17 protein-coding genes are annotated in these 20,936 nt (G+C 29.3%); 3 read left to right on the forward strand and 14 right to left on the reverse strand.

Going from position 1 to position 20,936, the window contains the following annotated elements; all coding sequences use genetic code 11:
- Positions 1-26 precede the first annotated feature (26 nt).
- From ACKTTQ_RS14085 to ACKTTQ_RS14125, 9 genes are all read right to left on the reverse strand, one after another.
- Complete coding sequence (locus ACKTTQ_RS14085; protein WP_093870146.1) at positions 27-2,393, reverse strand: efflux RND transporter permease subunit; 2,367 nt, start codon at positions 2,391-2,393, stop codon at positions 27-29.
- A gap of 98 nt (positions 2,394-2,491) precedes the next feature.
- Positions 2,492-3,046: a ribosome recycling factor gene (gene frr / locus ACKTTQ_RS14090; RefSeq protein WP_093870147.1), complete on the reverse strand. Its 555-nt coding sequence runs from the start codon at positions 3,044-3,046 to the stop codon at positions 2,492-2,494.
- 51 nt (positions 3,047-3,097) lie between these two features.
- Complete coding sequence (pyrH, locus tag ACKTTQ_RS14095) at positions 3,098-3,808, reverse strand: UMP kinase (RefSeq protein ID WP_113787561.1); 711 nt, start codon at positions 3,806-3,808, stop codon at positions 3,098-3,100.
- A gap of 102 nt (positions 3,809-3,910) precedes the next feature.
- Positions 3,911-4,879, reverse strand: a complete 969-nt coding sequence (gene tsf / locus ACKTTQ_RS14100; protein WP_093870148.1) for a translation elongation factor Ts — start codon at positions 4,877-4,879, stop codon at positions 3,911-3,913.
- Positions 4,880-4,968: 89 nt separating this feature from the next.
- Complete coding sequence (gene rpsB / locus ACKTTQ_RS14105; protein ID WP_113787560.1) at positions 4,969-5,742, reverse strand: 30S ribosomal protein S2; 774 nt, start codon at positions 5,740-5,742, stop codon at positions 4,969-4,971.
- Between the two features lie 154 nt (positions 5,743-5,896).
- Entirely contained in the window at positions 5,897-6,283 is a 387-nt protein-coding gene (gene rpsI, locus ACKTTQ_RS14110; RefSeq protein ID WP_093870150.1) for a 30S ribosomal protein S9, read from the reverse strand.
- Positions 6,283-6,738: a 50S ribosomal protein L13 gene (rplM, locus tag ACKTTQ_RS14115; protein ID WP_093870151.1), complete on the reverse strand. Its 456-nt coding sequence runs from the start codon at positions 6,736-6,738 to the stop codon at positions 6,283-6,285. Before rplM ends, rpsI begins: the two co-directional genes overlap by 1 nt.
- Before the next feature lie 100 nt (positions 6,739-6,838).
- Complete coding sequence (locus ACKTTQ_RS14120; RefSeq protein WP_408049564.1) at positions 6,839-8,860, reverse strand: LTA synthase family protein; 2,022 nt, start codon at positions 8,858-8,860, stop codon at positions 6,839-6,841.
- Between the two features lie 31 nt (positions 8,861-8,891).
- Positions 8,892-9,740 carry an OmpA family protein gene (locus ACKTTQ_RS14125; RefSeq protein WP_093870153.1) on the reverse strand — a complete coding sequence of 283 codons (849 nt, stop codon included), beginning with the start codon at positions 9,738-9,740 and terminating at the stop codon, positions 8,892-8,894.
- Positions 9,741-9,867: 127 nt separating this feature from the next.
- Here ACKTTQ_RS14125 and ACKTTQ_RS14130 point away from each other — a divergent pair, with 127 nt between their 5' ends.
- Positions 9,868-10,842 carry an FAD:protein FMN transferase gene (locus ACKTTQ_RS14130; RefSeq protein ID WP_408049565.1) on the forward strand — a complete coding sequence of 325 codons (975 nt, stop codon included), beginning with the start codon at positions 9,868-9,870 and terminating at the stop codon, positions 10,840-10,842.
- Here ACKTTQ_RS14130 and ACKTTQ_RS14135 read toward each other — a convergent pair.
- From ACKTTQ_RS14135 to gpmI, 4 genes are read right to left on the reverse strand one after another with little or no spacing between them, the layout of a single operon-like run.
- Entirely contained in the window at positions 10,839-11,609 is a 771-nt protein-coding gene (locus tag ACKTTQ_RS14135) for a class I SAM-dependent methyltransferase (protein ID WP_093870155.1), read from the reverse strand. The genes ACKTTQ_RS14130 and ACKTTQ_RS14135 overlap by 4 nt on opposite strands.
- Before the next feature lie 5 nt (positions 11,610-11,614).
- Positions 11,615-12,433, reverse strand: coding sequence for a type I methionyl aminopeptidase (gene map, locus ACKTTQ_RS14140; RefSeq protein WP_093870156.1), 819 nt, complete (start codon positions 12,431-12,433; stop codon positions 11,615-11,617).
- A 30-nt stretch (positions 12,434-12,463) separates the two neighbouring features.
- The gene (locus ACKTTQ_RS14145) at positions 12,464-12,994 is read right to left on the reverse strand and encodes a TlpA family protein disulfide reductase (RefSeq protein WP_408049566.1); all 531 of its coding nucleotides are present in this window, start codon (positions 12,992-12,994) and stop codon (positions 12,464-12,466) included.
- Positions 12,995-13,009: 15 nt separating this feature from the next.
- Positions 13,010-14,527 carry a 2,3-bisphosphoglycerate-independent phosphoglycerate mutase gene (gene gpmI, locus ACKTTQ_RS14150; protein WP_408049567.1) on the reverse strand — a complete coding sequence of 506 codons (1,518 nt, stop codon included), beginning with the start codon at positions 14,525-14,527 and terminating at the stop codon, positions 13,010-13,012.
- A 298-nt stretch (positions 14,528-14,825) separates the two neighbouring features.
- On the opposite strand from gpmI, the gene ACKTTQ_RS14155 reads away from it, so the two are divergent.
- Positions 14,826-18,191 (forward strand): SMEK domain-containing protein, encoded by a 3,366-nt coding sequence (locus ACKTTQ_RS14155; protein WP_093870159.1) that lies wholly within the window; start codon positions 14,826-14,828, stop codon positions 18,189-18,191.
- Positions 18,192-18,262: 71 nt separating this feature from the next.
- Here the strand turns inward: ACKTTQ_RS14155 and ACKTTQ_RS14160 are convergent, their stop codons facing one another.
- A complete protein-coding gene (locus tag ACKTTQ_RS14160; RefSeq protein WP_299135444.1) occupies positions 18,263-19,048 on the reverse strand; it encodes a M48 family metalloprotease in 786 nt (261 codons plus the stop codon).
- Between the two features lie 115 nt (positions 19,049-19,163).
- Between ACKTTQ_RS14160 and ACKTTQ_RS14165 the strand changes: the two genes are divergently transcribed.
- Positions 19,164-20,921 carry an aromatic amino acid hydroxylase gene (locus tag ACKTTQ_RS14165; RefSeq protein WP_093870161.1) on the forward strand — a complete coding sequence of 586 codons (1,758 nt, stop codon included), beginning with the start codon at positions 19,164-19,166 and terminating at the stop codon, positions 20,919-20,921.
- Positions 20,922-20,936: the final 15 nt, after the last annotated feature.

Raw genomic sequence — 20,936 nt, forward strand, 5'->3', positions numbered from 1 at the left:
TAAGAAATAGAGTGCTTAAAAACAGTTTATTTATCCTCTTCTTTTGGAGGTAAAATTTTAAAATTAGTTTCTTTTAGTACTTTTTTGTTTGCAATTTTCTTCTCAAATGAAATTAATAAAGAAGGTAACAGTACTAAGTTTGAAACCATTGCTAATAATAGAGTTACTGAAACTAAGCCTCCTAAAGCTATAGTACCACCAAAACTTGAAATAGTAAATACTAAAAAACCGAAAAATAATACAATAGAAGTATAAAACATACTTACTCCAGTTTCACGTAATGCTGAGTATACAGCAGGCTTTATTCTCCAGTTATTTGCTAGGAGTTCTTGTCGATATTTTGCTAAAAAGTGAATGGTATCATCAACGGAAATACCAAAAGCAATGCTAAATACTAAAATAGTTGAAGGTTTTATAGGAATATTAAAGAACCCCATTAATCCTGCGGTTATTAGTAAGGGAAGCATGTTTGGGATAAGTGAAATTAATATCATTTGTGGAGATCTAAACATCCAAGCCATAAAAATTGAAATTAAAACTATGGCTAATGATAATGAAATAACTAAATTTTTGATTAAATAATTTGTTCCTTTAAGAAATACAAGTGCTTTTCCTGTCATAGAAACATTGAATTTTTCTTCAGGAAATTGTTTTTTGATAACCGCATGTAGTCTATCTTGAATGATATCCATTTTATCGGTACCAATATCTTTCATAAAGGTTGTGATTCTAGCATACCTACCTGTTGAATCAACAAAGTTTTTTAACATTCCTGAATTACTACTTGAATTTTTTGTGTAAGAAAAAATATAGCTTTTTTCTTGTGATGTGGGTAATTGGTAAAATTTCGGATTTCCTTTATAATAAGCCTGTTTCGAGTATTTAACAAGGTTGGTAATTGAAATAGGTTTAGATAACTCAGGAAACGTTTCTATTGTTTCATTAAGCTTTTCAATCTTTTTTAAAGTTGAAAGCTTCATTACTCCTTTTTCTCTTTTAGTGTCTACTAAAATTTCCAAAGGCATTATACCACCAAATTCACTTTCAAAAAACTTAATATCTTTATAAAATTGTTTGCTTTTGGGCATGTCTTCAATTAAACTACCTGAAACTCGTATTTGGTATAAACCGATCATACTTAGTATTATAACAACAACAGTTGTAATGTATATAGTAATACGTTGAGTTTTTACAGTATGTTCCATCCAGTTTACAACATCTTCTATCCATCTTCTTTCCAAATGAGTTAAATGTTTCTTCTCAGGAAGTGGCATAAAGCTATAAATAACAGGTATAATTAATAGTGCAAGAATAAAAATACTTATAATGTTAACAGAAGCTAAAATACCAAATTCACGAAGTAGCTGACTTTTTACAAAAACAAATGTAGCGAAACCAGATGCAGTAGTAATGTTTGTCATTAAAGTAGCATTACCAATTTTTGATATTACTCGTTGTAATGATTTAGCTTGATTTCCATGTTTTTTTACTTCTTGTTGGTATTTATTAATAAGGAAAACTGCGTTTGGAACTCCAATTACGATAATTAAAGGCGGAATAAGAGCAGAAAGAACTGTTATTTCATATCTAAACCAACCAATAAAACCAAAAGCCCATACAACACCAATTCCAACTACAAGTAATGTGATAAATGTTGCTCTAAATGAACGAAAAAAGAAAAAGAATATAAGGGCCGTAATAAGTAATGCTCCTAATACAAAAATCCCCATTTCTTTAGTAATATTTAAAGAATTTAAGGTTCGTATATATGGCATTCCAGAAATGCGGACATCAATTTTTTGTAATTCTTCAAATTTTTCTATTTTAGGAATAAGTATTTCGGTAATGAAATCTGCTCTTGCAGGAGTATTTATTATATCTTTATTTAAATAAATAGCAGTTTGTAAAACACCTTTATCATTATATAATAAATTTTCGTAAAATGGTAGTTTTTCGAAAAGTTGTATTTTTATTTTGTCAATTTCTTCTTTAGTAGATGGAGGTTTACTAAATAAAGGTTCTACTACGAACTTTCTGTTTTTCCTGTCTGCTTTTAATTGTTTAACATCAGAAATTGAAACAGAGAAATCTACTTGTGAAATTTCCTCAAAAGACTTCGTTAGTTTATTCCAAGCATTAAATTTTTCTGGAGAAAAAATGGTACTGTCTTTTATACCAAGAATAATAAGATTACCCTCTTCTCCAAAAATTTCTAAAAATTTATTGTACTTAAGATTAGCTTCGTGATCACTAGGTAGAAGATTAGCTTCAGTGTAAGAGAAGCGCATATATTTCATTTGAGTGACTAAAAGCCCAGTAATAACAGCAATAAAAAGTAAAACAAAGTAACGATTACGTAATATAAAACCTGCGATCTTGGTCCAAAAAGTCATTCAAAAAAAATTTTAGCAAAGGTAGTTAAATGGGTGTAATAAAAATAAAAAAAAGAGTGTCTTAAAAAACACTCTTTAAAAAGCTTATTTAAAAGAAATTATACAGTCATAATTTCTTTTTCTTTTACTGTAAATTTATCATCAATGTCTTTGGTAAATTGATCAGTCAAATCTTGAATATTTCCTTCAGCTATCTTTTTCATATCATCAGAAATATCAGTTTTTTTTATGTCGTTATTTGCTTCTTTACGAGCATTACGAATTCCAACTTTTGCATGTTCTGCTTCAGCTTTAGCTTGTTTTGCTAAATCTTTTCTACGTTCTTCTGTTAAGGCAGGAACATTAATAATAATGTTTTCACCATTATTCATTGGGTTAAAACCAAGGTTAGCATTCATAATTGCTTTTTCAATTTCTTGTAACATGTTTTTTTCCCATGGTTGAATTGAAATGGTACGAGCATCAGGTGTATTAACATTAGCTACTTGACCCAAAGGTGTAGCTGAACCATAATAATCTACTTGAACATTTGCTAACATAGCAGGAGAAGCTTTTCCTGCTCTAATTGTTCTTAGTTCTTTTACTAAATGATCAATTGCTTTGTTCATACCTTCTTTGGCTGAATCTATAATAAAATCAATTTCTTCGTTCATTTTGTATGTATTTTAATGCCTCTTTATTAATTTAGAGGTGATTATTATATTTTATTGATTATCAACTATTGTTCCAATATTTTCTCCAGATATAAGCTTCAATAAGTTTCCGTTAGTGTTCATGTCAAAAACTATAATTGGAAGCTTGTTTTCTTCACTTAATGTAAAAGCAGTCATATCCATAACCTTAAGGCCTTTCTCAATAACATCTTTAAAGGTAATATTATTAAATTTTATGGCATCTTTATTTTTTTCAGGATCGGAGTTATAAATCCCATCTACTCGAGTACCTTTTAGTATTGCATCAGCATTAATTTCAATAGCTCTCAATACAGCAGCTGTATCTGTTGTAAAATACGGATTTCCAGTACCACCTCCAAATATAACAACACGTCCTTTTTCTAGATGTCTATTAGCTCTTCTTTTAATGTAAGGCTCAGCTATTTCTTTAATTTCGATTGCTGTTTGTAATCTAGTTTGAACACCCTCATCTTCTAAAGCACTTTGCAACGCTAAACCGTTTATACAAGTAGCAAGCATTCCCATATGATCACCCTGAACTCTGTCCATACCATTACTAGCACCAGCAACGCCCCTAAAAATATTTCCGCCACCAATAACAATTGCAACCTCTATATCTTTTTCAACAACCTGTTTTATTTCTTGTGCGTATTCTTTAAGTCTTTTAGGATCTATCCCATATTGGCGTTCACCCATCAAAGCTTCACCACTTAATTTTAAAAGGATTCTTTTATATTGCATAATTTTATTGAAAGTTGGGCAAAATTAATGATTTTTTTTGAAGCATAAAAAAACCATTCTTAAAAAGAATGGCTTTTATATAATGTAAATGTTTTATGGTAATTACCCTAAAGTAACTCTAACAAAACTTTTAATATCAACATCACCGTATGATTTAACATAGTCAGCTACTGTTTTCTTTTCATCTTTAATGAACTTTTGATCTAATAAACATTGTTCTTGATCTAAAGTTGTGTTATCAGAAATAAATCTTTCCATTTTTCCTGGTAAAATTTTATCCCAAATTTTTTCTGGTTTTCCTTCAGCTTTTAATTGCTCTTTAGCAGCTTCTTCAGCTTTGGCTAAAGCTTCATCAGTTAACTGTAACCTAGATACGAATTGAGGAACGTTTTTAAGAGTTTTACCTAAACGAACTAATTCTTCATTATCTTTTACAATAGCAGCAATTCTTGCTTCAGTTTCAGCAGTAACAAATGCAGGGTCAAAATCTTTATACGATAAGCTTGTAGCTCCCATAGAAGCAGCTTGCATAGCTAAATCTTTAGTTAAAGCATCTGCATTATCTACGCTAGAAGTTAATCCTACCATAGCAGCAATTTTACCAACGTGAGTATATGCTCCTACATATGGTGCTTCAATTTTTTCGAAAGATGTAATATCGATTTTTTCACCGATAACACCAGTTTGTTCAATCAGTTTTTCAGCAACAGTAACTCCACCGAAATCAGCAGCTAAAAATTCTTCTTTAGTATTGTAGTTAAAAGCGATATCTACAAATTGAGATGCTAAAGCTTTAAATGAATCGTTTTTAGAAACGAAATCTGTTTCACATGCTAATACAATAGCAACTCCATATGTGTTGTCATCGCTAATTTTAGTAATAGCTACACCTTCAGTAGATTCACGATCTGCTCTTTTAGCAGCGATCTTTTGTCCTTTTTTACGTAAAATTTCAATTGCTTTATCAAAATTACCTTCAGCTTCTACTAATGCATTTTTACAATCCATCATTCCAGCTCCGGTAGTTTCTCTTAATTTCTTTACGTCTGCAGCGCTAATTTTTACTGACATTTCTATCGTTATTTTTAGTTGTAAATATTTTTGTTGTACAAGATATAAAAACCTAAAGATTCCAATGTAATGAAACCTTTAAGTTAAAATTATTTTGTTTCTTCAGTTGTAGCTGGTTTTTCTGTAGCAGCTGGTGCTTCAGTTTTAACCTCTTTTTCAGTTTTAGCCTTTTCTTTTTCGGCTTTTCTGTCAGCTAATCCTTCAGCAATTGAATCAGTAACATAAGATAATACTTTATCAATAGATTTAGAAGCATCATCATTTGCAGGTATAACAAAATCAACTGGTCTTGGATCAGAGTTTGTATCTACCATAGCAAAAATTGGAATGTTTAATTTTTGCGCTTCAGCAATAGCAATGTGCTCTTTCTTTACATCAATTACAAATAAAGCTCCAGGTAAACGAGTCATATCAGAAATAGAACCTAAATTCTTTTCTAATTTAGCTCTTTGACGATTGATTTGTAATTTTTCTCTTTTAGATAAAGCATCAAAAGATCCATCTTGTTTCATTCTGTCAATAGAAGCCATTTTTTTAACAGCTTTTCTAATAGTAACAAAATTTGTTAACATACCACCTGGCCAACGCTCAGTAATGTAAGGCATGTTTACATTTTTCGCTTTTTCAGCAACGATATCTTTAGCTTGCTTTTTAGTTGCAACGAATAAGATTTTACGTCCTGAATTAGCTATTTTTTGTAAAGCTTTAGAAGCTTCATCAATTTTAGCTGATGTTTTATACAAATCGATGATGTGAACACCATTACGTTCTGTATAAATATATGGAGCCATGTTAGGGTTCCATTTTCTTGTTAAGTGACCAAAGTGTACGCCACTTTCTAATAATTCTTGAATGTTTGCCATTTTAATAAATGTGTTTACGTTCTGTTTTCGCAATATTTCAGTAGTTATTAAGTCTGAAATATTTAGATACTAAACTGTTAAAAATTGATATATAATAACAGTCTCTTTTGAAAATAAACATTGAAAGCCTTTTTGGAAGGCAACAATGAAAATATTAACGTTTAGAGAACTGGAATTTCTTACGTGCTTTCTTCTGACCGAATTTCTTACGTTCAACCATTCTAGGGTCACGAGTTAATAATCCTTCTGGTTTTAATACTAGTCTATGATCTTCATTAATAGAAACCAAAGCTCTAGTGATAGCTAAACGAATAGCTTCAGCTTGACCAGTAACACCACCACCATAAACATTTACTTTAATATCATAAGACTCTAAATTGTCAGTTAACATTAAAGGTTGTTGTACTTTATATTGTAAAGTACCTGTTGTAAAGTAGTTTTTATATTCTTTTTTGTTGACTGTAATGTTTCCACTTCCTTGTGAAACATAAACACGAGCAACAGCTGTTTTTCTTCTACCTATTTTGTGTATAGTTTCCATTATATAAGATCGTTAAGGTTAGTAGCTTTAGGGTTTTGAGCATTTTGTCCGTGCTCAGTACCTGCATATACATATAAATTTCTGAATAATGCACTACCTAATTTGTTTTTAGGTAACATTCCTTTTACTGCTTTTTCGATAAGTCTTGTAGGATCTTTTTCGAACATTTCTGTAGCAGTAAGTGATCTTTGCCCCCCTGGATAACCTGTGTGACGGATATAAGATTTATCAGTCCACTTTTTACCAGTTAAGTTAATTTTTTCTGCGTTGATAATAACTACGTTATCTCCACAATCTACGTGAGGAGTATAGTTAGTTTTGTATTTACCTCTAATTAGTTTTGCTACTTTAGAAGCTAGACGACCCAACGTTTGCCCGTCCGCATCAACCAAAACCCACTCTTTGTTAACAGTGTTTTTGTTAGCTGATACTGTTTTGTAACTTAATGTGTTCATAATTACACGATTAGTTTTTGTCAAATGATTAATAATAATAAATTTTCCTTTAAAAAGGACTGCAAAAGTACGATTATTTATTTGATTGACAAATAGTAGGTTAGTTTAATTTGAGTTTTTCATTTTTAAACATTTCATAAGCAGCTTGATAGTATGAAATTGTTTCTTTTAAAAATGTAGAGTCAGTTTTAATAGGTGTAATTTCATTTTTCAATTTATTCCAGTCGTAAAAAACATGACCTCTTTGAGTTTCAAGTAATAATAATTTACCAGGTTTTAATAATCCTACTTTTCTATGGTTGCCTATTAGTGCTCTCTCATCTTCTGGGTTCATTTTATTAATATCTTTTCCATAAAGATTTGAAGTATAGCTCCAGTTTAAATATCCGAATAGGGTTGGGAAGATGTCTATTTGTGATGAAAGCTTATTTATTACAGTTGGCTTATTTTCTTTCATGTTGAAAATAAAAGCTGGTATGTGATGATTTTCTACATTTATTTCTGTTCTACCAGCACTAAAAGCACAATGATCTGACATGATAACAAAAATTGTGTTTTTAAACCATGGTTTTGTTTTTGCTTCTGCTAAAAATCGTCTCAAACTTTCATCTAAGTATTTCATAGACCCTCTTATATCTACACCTGGAGGCAAATCTATGATGTTCTCAGGGTATGTATGTGGTTTGTGATTAGAACTTGTCATTACAAAATTGAAAAAAGGTTGTTGCTCTTTGTGTTGTTTATCAGCTACCTTTATAACCTTATTAAAAAGGTCACCGTCACAAATAGCCCAAGCATTTTCAAAAGTTGTTTCTTTATCTTCAATTCTTGTTCTTTTTGTAGGTAAATTCTTTTTTAAACGATGTAATTTTCTTCTGTCAACAATATCAAATCCATTATAACTAAAATAATCGGTCATATTATCAAAATGGCCATCACCCCCATAGATAAATGATCGAGAGTATCCTTTTTGTTTAAATACTTCCCCTATGGTAAAAAGGTTTTCGTTGTTTTCACGTTTTACAATACTTCTTCCTGGTGTAGGTGGAATTGATAAACTAATAGCTTCTATACCTCTTATAGTTCGAGTTCCTGTAGCATATAAGTTGTTGAAAAATATTGATTCTCCAACTAAAGAATCTAATGTTGGTGTCCATACTTTATCGTTACCAAAAGTGGTCATGAATCTAGCGTTCAAGCTTTCTAAACCAATAAATATTATATTTGGTTTTTTTTCTTCTCCTAAATTAATTGTATGTCTTTTAATGCCTTCATAATTTATAAGACTATCATTTGAGGCTTTTATGTTTTTTCTTAATATGCCGTATACTTCTTTTTTTGAAATAGTGTCGTAAAATTCTTTATAATTAAGCTCATTACTTTTGTAAGCAGCAAAGAAAGAAAATAGACCAGACTTTGCTAATTCACTTTCATTGATATTGTCAAAAATTTCTGCATTGGTATTTTTAACTTTAAAATGGAATAATGAAAAAATTAGAACAGCGAAAAATGCAGGGATTATTTTTTTATTAAAAGAATCATCACTTTCAAATGTAAGTTTATATGCATTTCTTTTTTTAGCAAATCTTATGCTGATTATTAATATTAAAACAATAACTCCTACTAACAAAGGAATAGGAAATGATTGATGTATGTTTTCAACTACTTCATAGGTGTATAATAAATAATCGACAGCAATAAAGTTATATCTTCTTTGATATTCTTGCCAAAAAGGAACTTCGGCTAAAAAAGAAAATATAAAAACAAATAATAATAATCCGTAGGTGAATTTTGTTATGAGTTTATCAAGTTTACTTCCATGGAACTTCTTAGGTATTATTAATAGATATATAGTGTAAAGTAGTAATACATATGATAGTACACCAATATCATAAAATATTCCTATAACCAATATTTTGAATAGATTAATAATAGAAAAATCAATTGTATTTAGCGTTAAAAAATATAATGAACATCTAATTACGAAAGCAAAAAAAAGTATGGTTAGTACAAATGTTTTAGCTAGCTGAAATCTTTTAGGTAATAGTTTTGTTAGCATGAAGTTATTAAAATGTAAAGTTGCAAAGAACGAGAATTTTATTAAAACAAAAAAAACTGCCATTAGGCAGTTTTTTATTTATATGTTTTGTTTATTATTCAGCTTTTTGCTCTAATAATTCGAAGAATTGGTTTAAACGAGGAAGAATAATAATTTTTGTTCTTCTGTTTTTTGATTTGTTTGCAGCTGAATCATTAGTGGTTAAAGGAGCGTAACTGCTTCTACCTGCAGCAATTAATCTACTAGGAGCTACGTTGTATTTATTTTGTAATTGGCGTACAATTGCAGTTGAACGTCTAACACTTAAATCCCAGTTGTCTTTTAAAACTGAAGAACCTTTTATAGGAGTATCATCAGTATGACCTTCTATCATTACATCCATTTTAGGCTGAGCATTAACAACTGTTGCTACTTTTTCTAATACTTTAGAAGCTTTATCAGTTATAGTATAACTACCGCTTTTAAATAAAAGCTTATCAGAAATTGAAATAAAAACTACTGTTTTTTCAACATTCACTTCAATATCTTCATCATCAATTCCTTGCTGTAATTCTTTCTTTAAATGGAAAGCAACAACTAAGTTTAATGAATCTTTTTTAGAGGCAGCTGCTCTAATTCTATTAATGTATTTGTCTTTTTTACTTAATTGAGCAAGAGTTTCTTTAATGTTATCATTTGCTCCTTGAGTTAAAACAGTTAAATTTCCTACTTGTTTTAGAGTTTCACTTTTGTCTTTACGTAAGTCATTAACAGTGGTTTGTAGGATACTTGATTTTTCTTGAAAACGTTCTTTTTCAACCAAACACTTTGTTAAATTTGTTTTTACAGCAAGTAATTCTTCTTGTGTTTTTTCATGTTTAGCTTTTAAAGCTTCCATTTCTTTAGTAGAAGCACAAGAAGCTATTAATATGGTTAGTACAAATAATAGAAATGCTTTTTTCATCTTAAATTAAATTTACTTTGATTGAATATTATAAAGCAAAGTTATAAAAATGGGAATACAAAAAAGATAATTAACAATCTTTTATGAAGATTGAAACTATTATTTTTGTGCTTAAATATTTTAACTGATGCTAAAAAAGAGTTTTTATTTAAGTACACTAGTGTTATTTGTTCTTTTTGGATGTAGTGAAAAAAAGCAAAAAGAGATTGTTAAGCTCGAAGGAGTTGTTTTTGGAACTACTTATCATATTACCTATTTAGATAAGACAAATTACCAAAAATCGATTGATAGTTTATTTAATTTAGTTAATAATTCGTTATCTACCTATATGCCTACTTCTGATATATCGAAAATAAATAAAGGTGACTCAACGGTAGTGGTAGATGATATGTTTGTAGATGTTTTTGAAAAAGCTAAACGAATTCATAAAGAAACTAATGGGTATTTTGATCCTACGATAGGTCGTTTAATTGATGCGTATGGTTTTGGATCGGGAAAAGAGAAAAAGAATTTGAGTTCAGAAGAAATTACAGGACTTATGAAGGGGGTAGGTTTTGATAAAGTAAAACTAGAGAATAGAAAGGTATTTAGGGAAACTTCTAATATAGAATTTAATGTGAACGCTTTTGCTAAAGGATATGGTATTGATGTTATTGGGTGGTTTTTGGAGAGTAAAAAGATTAATAATTATTTAGTAGAAATAGGAGGTGAAATTAGAGCAAGAGGTAAAAAGGAAGGTAAATTATGGAAGGTAGCTATCGAAAAACCAAATGTTGATGGTATACGATCACTTCAAAAAATAATTGAATTGGATGATGAATCTATGGCTACTTCAGGAAACTACAGAAAATACAAAATGAATGAAGAAGGGGAGAAAATTGTGCACACAGTGAATCCAAAAACTGGTTTAGCGCAAGAAAGTAATTTGTTAAGTGTTTCAGTTCGTTTAAAAGGAGATTGCGCTGATGTAGATGCTTATGCCACTGCGTTTTTAGCAATGGGTTTAGATAAAACAAAAGAATTTTTGTTAAAGCATCCTGAATTGAAGGTTGTTTTATTATACAATGATAAGAATAATAAGTTACAGGAGTTTATAAATTAATTTTTAAAACAAACGGGTAAAATTTCACCTTTCATTAAAGCAAATCGTTCTAGTTTTTCTGGAGCGATTTTTTTTGTAAAATCAACTTCATCAACTTGAAAACCAATAGATCGAAGTTTGTTAAAATAATCACGACCATATACACGAACATGATCGTATTGACCAAATATTTTAGCCCGTTCTTTTGGGTCGGTAATGGTATCGTCTTCAAAAGTAGTTTCTCTATTTAGATCTTGAGGGATTTGAAAAATACCAAAGCCACCAGTTTTCATAACTCTGAAAAGTTCGTTCATGGCTTTTGTGTCATCTTGAATGTGTTCTAAAACGTGGTTACAAAAAATAACATCAAATGAATTGTTTTCAAATGGTAAGTTACAGATATCAGCTTTTACATCTGCTATCGGTGATTCTAAATCAGAAGTAATATATTCTAAGTTTTTTTGTTTTCTAAAAATGTCTAAAAAACACTGTTCTGGGGCAATATGTAATACTCTAAACTTTTTTTTTGAAGAAAAAAAAGTAGATTCATTTTGTAAATACAACCACAATAAACGATGTCTTTCTAATGATAAGGTAGAAGGAGATAAAGCATTTTCTCGTTGTACACCATATCCGTAGGGTAAAAATTTTCGAAAAGATTTTCCGTCAATAGGATCTGTATAATTATCACCCTTTAACCACCAAGAAATAATGGGTTTTGCCCAGTAACTAGCTTTTATTAAAATAGGTCTAGGTATAGTATTTAAAATAGCTTTAAAAAAAGACACTTTTATTATAATATTAAAGGTTTTTGTCTAAACTCATCTTCTTCGTTACTTTCAATACCTAAAGCATCATATATGTATTTGAAAGTAGAAAGTAATTCTGGTTTACCATCTACTATAGCTACATCATGCTCAAAATGAGCACTAGGTTTGTCATCTAAAGTAGTAATAGTCCAACCATCATTATGTTGACGGATTTTATGAGTACCTAAATTAGTCATTGGTTCAATAGCAACAACCATTCCTTCAATAAATTTTTTCCCTCGACCTCTACGTCCATAATTTGGCATTTCAGGGTCTTCGTGCATTTTTTTACCTAAACCATGACCTACAAGTTCTCTAACAACACCGTAACCATGCTTTTCTGTGAAATTTTGTATAGCAAAACCAACATCTCCAACTCTATTTCCAACTTTTAATTCACGTATACCAACATATAAGCTTTCTTTAGTTATATCTAGTAATTTTTGAGTTTCTGGAGCAATTTCACCTACAGGAAAAGTGTAAGCATGATCTCCATAAAAATCATTTTTTATAGCACCGCAGTCTATTGATATAATATCTCCTTCTTGAAGAGGAGTGTTATTAGGAATCCCATGTACTACTTGAGAGTTAGGGCTCATGCAAAGTGTGTTAGGGAAATCATATAAACCTAAAAAACCAGGGATAGCGCCTTGCTCACGAATAAAGTCTTCAGCTAATTTATCCAAATGTAATGTGGTTACACCAGGTTTAACTTCTTTAGCAAGCATACCTAATGTTTTTGAAACAACTAAAGCACTTTCGCGCATTATTTCTATTTCTTCTCTAGTTTTTGGTTTGATCATGTTGAAAAATATTGAAGCGCAAATTTACGTTTATTTTTGATATGGATGTTTATAAGGTTGTCCTGATATTATTTTTAAAATATCACCTTCAATCGTTGAGCCATCAAGAGCATGTTCTACGAATCGACCAATTTCTTTCCCGTTTTTATAAAAGATAAAAGTTGGAACACGAATTATATTAAAGCCATCTTCTAATCCGTCTGCTTTTTTTTGACGATTTACAGTGATCATTTCAAGCTTTTTATAATTAAATTTAGCTTCGTCTAATAATTTGTAAAAATTAGGGATTTCACGTTTACTATCACCACACCATGTTCCCATAAATGCTTTTATTTTAATCCCATTTAAGTTTTTTTCTAACTTTTGAGCAGTTGCTTTTTCAATTTCATAATAAGAATAGAAATCATTAAACCAATCACTTCCGTAAGGTTCTTGTTGGAAGTCTTTACGAGTTGCTATTCCAGTTAAATTACCGTCTTTATCTTTAGTCGCTGGTTTTTTAGGGACTGAAGCACATGAACTTATTAATATAAAGGATAAAATAAAAAGTATTTTTTTCATAAAAAAGATATGTTTTTAGATAAGAGAATGTTGTGTCATTTCTTTAGGTTTATTAATTCCTATTAATTGTAAAATTGTAGGGGCAATATCTCCTAAAATTCCATTCTTTATTGATTTTAATTCTTTGTCAATTAAAATCATAGGAACAGGGTTTGTTGTATGAGCAGTATGTGGTGTTCCATCTGGATTAATCATCGTTTCGCAATTACCATGATCAGCAATTAAAATTGTAGTATAATCATTTTCTAATGCAGTTGTAATTACTTCTTTTACACAAAGGTCAACGGATTCGCAAGCCTTAACAGCAGCGTCAAAAATACCAGTGTGACCTACCATATCTCCATTTGCAAAATTCAAACAAACAAAATCTACATCTCCTTTTTTTAATTCTGGAACAATAGCATCTTTTATTTCATAAGCACTCATTTCAGGCTTTAAATCATAAGTGGCAACCTTTGGCGATGGGCATAATAATCGTTTTTCTCCTTCAAACTTTTTTTCTTGCCCACCAGAAAAGAAAAAAGTAACATGCGGATACTTTTCTGTTTCTGCAATTCTAATTTGTTTTTTATTTGCTTTTTCTAAAACTTCACCTAAAGTGTTTTCTATATTTTTAGAATTGTAAATTACATTTATATTGGTAAAAGTTTCATCATAGTTTGTCATTGTAACAAAATATAGAGGTAACTTTTTCATGTTAAGTTCAGGGAAATTGTTTTGACTTAAAGCATTTGTTAGTTGACGACCTCTATCGGTTCTAAAATTGAAGAAAATAATAACATCATCGTCTTTAATACAAGTTTTAGGGCTATTATTTTCATCAACCATTATAATTGGTTTTATGAATTCGTCAGTAACTCCATTTTCATAACTAGTAAGAATGCTTTTTTCTGCATTAGAAGATTTTATACCATCTCCATGAGTCAAGGCATCATAAGCTAATTGAATACGTTCCCAACGATTATCACGATCCATTGCATAATAGCGTCCAGTTATAGAAGCTAATTCACCAGTGGTTTGTTTCATGTGTTCTTGAATGTCATTGATGAAAAACTTACCTGATTTTGGATCGCAATCACGCCCATCAGTAAAAGCATGTAAATACACGTTTTTTAAATCATGGTCGTTTGCGGCTGTTAAAAGTCCTTTTAAATGATTAATGTGAGAATGTATTCCTCCATTAGATACTAATCCTAAAAAATGAACATTTTTATTATTTGTTTTAGCATATTCAAAAGCTTTTAATAACTCAGGCTCATTCGCTAAAGTTCCTTCTGTTATTGCTTTATTAATTTTAGCAAGATTTTGATATACGATTCTACCTGCCCCTAAATTCATATGTCCAACTTCTGAATTACCCATTTGACCTTCAGGTAATCCTACATGTTCTCCATCTGTCCGTAGTTCGGCATTCGGATATTGGTCATATAATGAGTTAATAAAAGGAGTTTTGGCATTGTAAATAGCAGATACTTTAGGGTCTTGTGTAATTCCCCAACCATCAAGTATCATTAAAATTACTTTCTTGTTCATTATTTTAAGAATTGAATGGTAAATGTAAGAAAGAAATTAGTATTTGTATAAATGAATGAGATGAATTAATGGATTTGAAAATAGATTTTTACTGCATCAACAGGAAAAATTTATATAAATAATAAAAGAGGTACTGTAAAATAGTTATTTTTATAAATTATTAATCGTTGTGAAAAGAATTTTGACTATTACATAAAAATATAAGAAGACTACTTATGTGATAAAAATTGTTTCTTATTTATTCTTATTAGAAGGCAATAGATTAAAAAATGTATATAAAATTAATGATTTCAAATAAATGAATTTACCTACATTATTTAATAGTTTGAGTACGCGTTTTGGACTTTTAAAATCTAAAATGAAAATAGAAAATGCGGTTAATGATTTTGGGTTACAAGTATTGTTAGAGAACACAGCGATAGAAATTTTAAACACCGTTTATGGATATAAATTTATAAACGCTAATAAAGAATCATTAAATTTTGCAGCAGTTGATGCTTTGGATAATGAAAATGAAATTGCGCTTCAAATTACTTCAACTTTTAGTAAAATAAAAATAATCTCTACTATAAATAAGTATTTAAAAAACGATTTACATAAAAACCATAAGCACTTAAAGTTTTTCTTTTTAAAAGATGTGAAATCATTAAATAAAGGAACTATAAATGAAATTTCTAAATTATTAGAAACAAAAGGACTTAGTTTAAATGTAAAAGAAGATTTTATTGATTATGAGGCTATCTATCAAAAGTTATATTTTGATACTCCAGATATTCCTAAAATACTTAAAGTTATCGAAATAATTGATAATGTTTTAGGTGTTTTACCAATTAATAAGATTTCTAGTTTTGCTTCTTTGGGAATTTCATTTGAGAATGATGAAATGGAAAATGTCCACACACTTGTTTCAAGTCTTTTAAAACAGGGAATTAACATTTATATTACATCTAAAAAGTTATATGATGAATTAAAAGATCATCGTTTTTTTGATTATTTGGTGCTAGTTAAGGATGTTAAAAGTATTAGTCATATTAATCATTATTTAATTATTATATCTAATCAATACATTCAAAAAAATTTAATAGAAGAAGAAAGCTGTGTTTTGTTTAAAACGTTATTGCATAACAATTATAAATCTAAAACATTAGCGTTCAATCCGTATATTAATAATTTAAATAGAATTAAAAATAAACGGTTTAGGGTTTATAATAACTTAGATACCGATAAAAAAAATATTCAAGAGTTTTCAGAAAATCTAGTGGTTAATTTTATGTCGTCTAATACATCTCAACTTAAAGTTGATACAGAAAACATAAAAGAGAGTTTAATAAGTATTCGTAAAGGATTTGAACATAAAATACTTCTAGAGAATAATCAACAAAAAACCATTTTATTTTATATAAATAAAATGGATGTTAAAATTATTTATATAGTTTTAAAAAATGGTTTTTCAACTATTTCTACAATAGCTTATGTGAAAGGCCTTTCAAAAAAATATCCACTTAAAAACATTAATCTTTTAGTACCTCAAAACCCTAATCATAAAACTAGAAAAGTATTAGATACTTTTAAAGATAAGATAAGGATAGAAAACGTGTATTATATTGGAGAATTTTTGTTTGAAGAAACACTAAATGATATTAATCAATTACCAATTTTAGGGATTGATGATTTTGTATCGCCAGTAATCAAACATGAAACAAATAGTATTCATTTAGTAGATATTTTACATTGGATTGTTGAAGAGCGTTCACCTTCTATAGGAATCATTGAAGCGCCTGGAGGAATTGGAAAAACAACTTTAGTTGAAAAAATACATGATGAATTAATTAATAAAGAAAATGAATATAAACATTTGGTTCTTTTTATAGAAGCTAATGCTTTTATTGAAAGTTTTAAGAATACTGATTTTTCAGATGAAACTGAATATGATTTGTATTCTATTTTTAAGAAATGCCATAGTCAAGGGAATAGCATAGATGAGCAGTTGTTTTATAATAACTTTAACTATGGAAATATTTTAATGATAATTGATGGTGTAGATGAAATAGTGTCAACAATTACAAGTTTTAACTTAGATTCTTTTTTAATTAAATTATCTGAATTAGGGGAGAAAATAGGAAAAGGGAAAATACTCTTAACCAGTAGAGATTTATATGTAAAAGATATTCAAACTTTTTTAAACAAAATTAATGGTAATGGAAATGCTATTGTTGTTTATAATTTAATGCCTTTTAATAAAAAATTAGCCGAAAAATATTTTTCATTAAATGGGGTTTCTCCTTCAAAAATAAAAAGGGGGCTTTCGTTGTTACATGAATTTGTAATGGAAAAAGAGAAGGGTAATGAATATGTATATCCTCCTTTTGTTTTAGATGTTGTTCTTGATTTTATGAATTCTGAAGAGAATTTTGAGGTTGATTCCGAGATGTTTAATTCAAATTATTTACTATCAAACCATAGGTTAGATTTTATTATTCAACAAACATTTAATAGGGAGGGGATAAAAAAACATGAGTATGGTTATGACTTAAGTATTGATAGTCAAGTAGCTTTTTTTACCCTTATGGCGATAGAAAAAATGGGTAGAATAAGAGAAGAAGAAATATTAGAAATAGTTAATCAAATTGATTTTATAAGTAATTCTGAAAAAGTAGCAAAAGGGTTAAGAGACCATCCTTTTATAAGAAAACAAGATGATTATTATGTTTTTATATACCGATTTTTGGCATCTGAATTTTGTGTTACTGGTGTTTTTAGCTTGTTGAAAAAGGAACCATTTATAGAAATTAGTAATGAATTAATAAGAGTTTTAGCTTTTGAAGCTAATTATAATTCTATCATAGCTAAAGGTATTATTGATAAAGTTAATTTAGATAATTCTTTTTCTAAAGATAATTTTTATGTTTTTATAAGAGGGTTAATTAATGATATAAAACAAAATAGAGAAGAGTTAAAGTTTATTGATAAAAAGGCAATAAGTAATTTGTTTTTATTGTTATGTGAATATTACTCTAATGAAGAGAAGTATAGCAATGAAAACTTTAATCATTTAATTAAAGTTGTTTTTGGAGATAAAGAAGGAAGTTTTATCTCTAACTTTTATTTAATGGATGTTCCAGATAACTTCACATTATTATTAAACTTTAGTGGGCTGAATTTGAAAAATAGTGAGATTAATAATTTTAATAATTTTATTTTTTGTGGATTTAATGCTGATACATCTTTTGAAAGTTCTTGTGAAATAAAGAATATAAACCTTCATGGAGTTTCTTTATTTGATAAGTTGGAAGAAGTATCAATAAATGAAGAAAATTTTGATAATGTTGTAGGAGATAATAGTCTTCATAAAATTTTAAGATTAAAAGAATTAGGTAAAAGCGGGATAGAAAAAGAGATTAGAAAATATTTGAAATCTTTTTATATCGGAAAAACACTCAAAGACGCTATAAAACTAAGAGAATTAAAAAATACATATCAAAATAACGATTTGATGGGAAAGATAACTAAGGAAATGCACAAACAAAATATCTTATTAGAAATTGATAATAGCGAATTAGTTATAAATACGAAGTTGAAAAGTAAAATCAATAAATTTGTATATCAGGGTAGGAGTTTTACTGAAATAAGAGAGGTGTTTAAAGGAATTGCAGTTTCTATTTAATGTGTTTTAAAATAGCCATAAAGTAAAAGTATAACTGTAAAATTTGTTTTACTTCATGGCTATGCAAGTTTTTATTTGCTGTACTTTTTAATTGCAGCTTTAATTTTTTCAATTCTATTTTCAGGGTCAGGATGTGTGCTTTGAAATTCAGGAACACGATTAGGTCCAGCTGCAGCTTTTAAAATTTCCATTACGTTTATTAGGTAGCGAGGGTCGTAACCTGCATCAATCATAAGTTTTACACCCAATTCGTCACTTTCTAGTTCATCACCACGCCCATTTTTAAGTAAAGTTTTTTGACCAACACTATTGGCAAGTTGACCTAAATCAGCACCAACAGAAGCTCCCATTGTTAAGAGTTTCCAAAAGTTAGCTTCAGTAATTCTTTCATTAGAATGTTTGCCTAAAACATGCCCAATTTCATGACCTAAAACCCCTGCAAGCATATTTTCATTCAAGCTACCATTGCTATTTGTTAATTTTGAAAATAAAGCATAAGTAATAAAAATTTGACCGCCAGGTAAGGCAAAAGCATTAATAGCTCTTTGATCTTTTAATAAATGAAAATCATATTTGTATCCAGACTTTCTTGCTACAGTATTATTTACTAATTTCTGACCAATTTGATCAACAATCTGTTGATATCTGTTGTCAGGATATAACCCACCGTGTTGTTGAGCCATAGAAGGAGCTTGTTGTAAACCAATGGCAATTTCTTGTTCTGGAGATAAACTAATAGATTGTGTTTTTCCTGTATAAGGATTTTCTTCTTGCTGACTACATTTTTTTAAATATGCAAACGCAACGATTACTAGTCCAATAAGTAAACGAATTTTAAAACCGCCTCTATTTCTCATTTTTATGCTTTGATTTTTTGTGTTAGCTATAAATATACAAAATATATAATTTAACGGATATCAGTTTTTTGTGAAGCATAAAAAACTTAAATTTACGCAGTTAAAATACCATTCTATGGAGGCTCATTTTGAATTGAATGAAGTAACTAAAAAGTTACCTAAACATTTACATAAATTTATAGTAAAACAACCTTATAATGAATATACTGCGCAAAATCAAGCAGTATGGCGTTATGTAATGAGAATGAATGTAGATTATTTGGGTAAGGTTGCCCATAAATCATACATAAAAGGTCTTGAAAAAACAGGTATTTCAGTAGAGTATATTCCTAGAATGGAAGGGATGAATCGTATATTAAAAGAAATAGGATGGTCAGCTGTTTCTGTTGATGGTTTTATACCTCCTAATGCATTTATGGAATTTCAAGCTTATAATGTATTGGTTATTGCTTCTGATATGAGAACAATTGGTCATATAGAATATACACCTGCGCCAGATATTATTCATGAGGCAGCTGGTCATGCTCCAATTATAGCAAATCCAGAATATGCTGAGTATTTACGTCGTTTTGGAGAAATTGGTGCAAAAGCTATTTCTTCTTCTAAAGATTTTGAAATGTATGAAGCCATTCGTTTGCTATCAATATTAAAGGAAGACCCTAATGCCTCAAAAGAAGCAATTGAAGAAGCACAAAAGAAAGTTGAATGGCTACAAGATAATATGGGAGAATTGTCTGAGATGGCCCAGATAAGAAATTTACACTGGTGGACTGTTGAGTACGGATTAATAGGTACTGTCGATGATCCAAAAATTTATGGAGCAGGTCTTTTATCTTCAATTGGTGAAAGTAAGGGGTGTTTACAGGAAGAGGTTAAGAAATTACCTTATTCAATTGAAGCTGCAGATGTAAGTTTTGATATCACTAAACCACAACCACAATTATTTGTAACTCCAAATTTTGCACATTTAAGTTTAGTCTTAGAACAGTTTGCTAATAAAATGGCAATAAGAACAGGTGGATTAAAAGGAGTAGAAAAATTAATAGATTCTAATAATTTAGGTACTATTGAATTAAGTACAGGTATCCAAATATCTGGTGTATTTACAAATGTAATATCTGATGAAAAAAATCGCCCTATTTATATTCAAACAACTGGAGGTACTGCATTATCAAATAGAGATAAAGAGTTAATTGGACATGGAATAAATTATCATGCTGAAGGGTATGGAAGTCCAATAGGAAAATTAAAAGGGATTAATATTCCAATTGAAAATATGAGTCCTAGAGATTTAGAGGCTTATGGAATTTATGAAGGAAAACAAGTTTCTTTAGAGTTTGAAGGAGGAGTTAAAGTAGAAGGAGAAGTTATTACTGGTACAAGAGAGTTAAGAGGGAGGATTTTATTAATTTCTTTTAAAAATTGTACGGTAACATATGGAGAAAAAGTATTATTCCATCCTGATTGGGGTATATATGATATGGCTGTTGGTGTTGAGGTGGTTTCTGCCTATGCAGGACCAGCTGATGTAAACTCTTTTGAAGATTTAGGAAAAGTGTCAGAAACCAAAACTCATAAAATAGCATATTCAGAATCTGATGAGAAATTATATTCATTATATGATTCGGTTAGAGAGATGAGGGAAAATGGTACGGTTTCTGAAGTTAAAATAAAAGATATTTTTGAACAACTAGAATCTCAATTTAAAAACGATTGGTTATTACCGTTAGAGTTATTAGAGTTAGCTTTTGATAAAGAATATTCAATAAAAAGTAGCATAAAAGAATATTTGGAGAAACTTAAAGGTAACAAAAGCTACAAAACATTAATAGAAAACGGATTATTTTTGCTTAACAATTACCAACAAGCATAAAATGGGATTATTTAA

Origin of the sequence: Tenacibaculum halocynthiae (assembly GCF_964512825.1) — a bacterium.
In the GTDB taxonomy this organism is placed as follows: Bacteria; Bacteroidota; Bacteroidia; order Flavobacteriales; family Flavobacteriaceae; genus Polaribacter; species Polaribacter halocynthiae.

Excerpts from the sequence above, each read along its gene's own strand:
- ACKTTQ_RS14085 (WP_093870146.1), bottom strand. The coding sequence starts at position 2,393 with ATGACTTTTTGGACCAAGATCGCAGGTTTTATATTACGTAATCGTTAC.
- frr (WP_093870147.1), bottom strand. The coding sequence starts at position 3,046 with ATGAACGAAGAAATTGATTTTATTATAGATTCAGCCAAAGAAGGTATG.
- pyrH (WP_113787561.1), bottom strand. The coding sequence starts at position 3,808 with ATGCAATATAAAAGAATCCTTTTAAAATTAAGTGGTGAAGCTTTGATG.
- tsf (WP_093870148.1), bottom strand. The coding sequence starts at position 4,879 with ATGTCAGTAAAAATTAGCGCTGCAGACGTAAAGAAATTAAGAGAAACT.
- rpsB (WP_113787560.1), bottom strand. The coding sequence starts at position 5,742 with ATGGCAAACATTCAAGAATTATTAGAAAGTGGCGTACACTTTGGTCAC.
- rpsI (WP_093870150.1), bottom strand. The coding sequence starts at position 6,283 with ATGGAAACTATACACAAAATAGGTAGAAGAAAAACAGCTGTTGCTCGT.
- rplM (WP_093870151.1), bottom strand. The coding sequence starts at position 6,738 with ATGAACACATTAAGTTACAAAACAGTATCAGCTAACAAAAACACTGTT.
- ACKTTQ_RS14120 (WP_408049564.1), bottom strand. The coding sequence starts at position 8,860 with ATGGCAGTTTTTTTTGTTTTAATAAAATTCTCGTTCTTTGCAACTTTA.
- ACKTTQ_RS14125 (WP_093870153.1), bottom strand. The coding sequence starts at position 9,740 with ATGAAAAAAGCATTTCTATTATTTGTACTAACCATATTAATAGCTTCT.
- ACKTTQ_RS14130 (WP_408049565.1), top strand. The coding sequence starts at position 9,868 with ATGCTAAAAAAGAGTTTTTATTTAAGTACACTAGTGTTATTTGTTCTT.
- map (WP_093870156.1), bottom strand. The coding sequence starts at position 12,433 with ATGATCAAACCAAAAACTAGAGAAGAAATAGAAATAATGCGCGAAAGT.
- ACKTTQ_RS14145 (WP_408049566.1), bottom strand. The coding sequence starts at position 12,994 with ATGAAAAAAATACTTTTTATTTTATCCTTTATATTAATAAGTTCATGT.
- gpmI (WP_408049567.1), bottom strand. The coding sequence starts at position 14,527 with ATGAACAAGAAAGTAATTTTAATGATACTTGATGGTTGGGGAATTACA.
- ACKTTQ_RS14155 (WP_093870159.1), top strand. The coding sequence starts at position 14,826 with ATGAATTTACCTACATTATTTAATAGTTTGAGTACGCGTTTTGGACTT.
- ACKTTQ_RS14160 (WP_299135444.1), bottom strand. The coding sequence starts at position 19,048 with ATGAGAAATAGAGGCGGTTTTAAAATTCGTTTACTTATTGGACTAGTA.
- ACKTTQ_RS14165 (WP_093870161.1), top strand. The coding sequence starts at position 19,164 with ATGGAGGCTCATTTTGAATTGAATGAAGTAACTAAAAAGTTACCTAAA.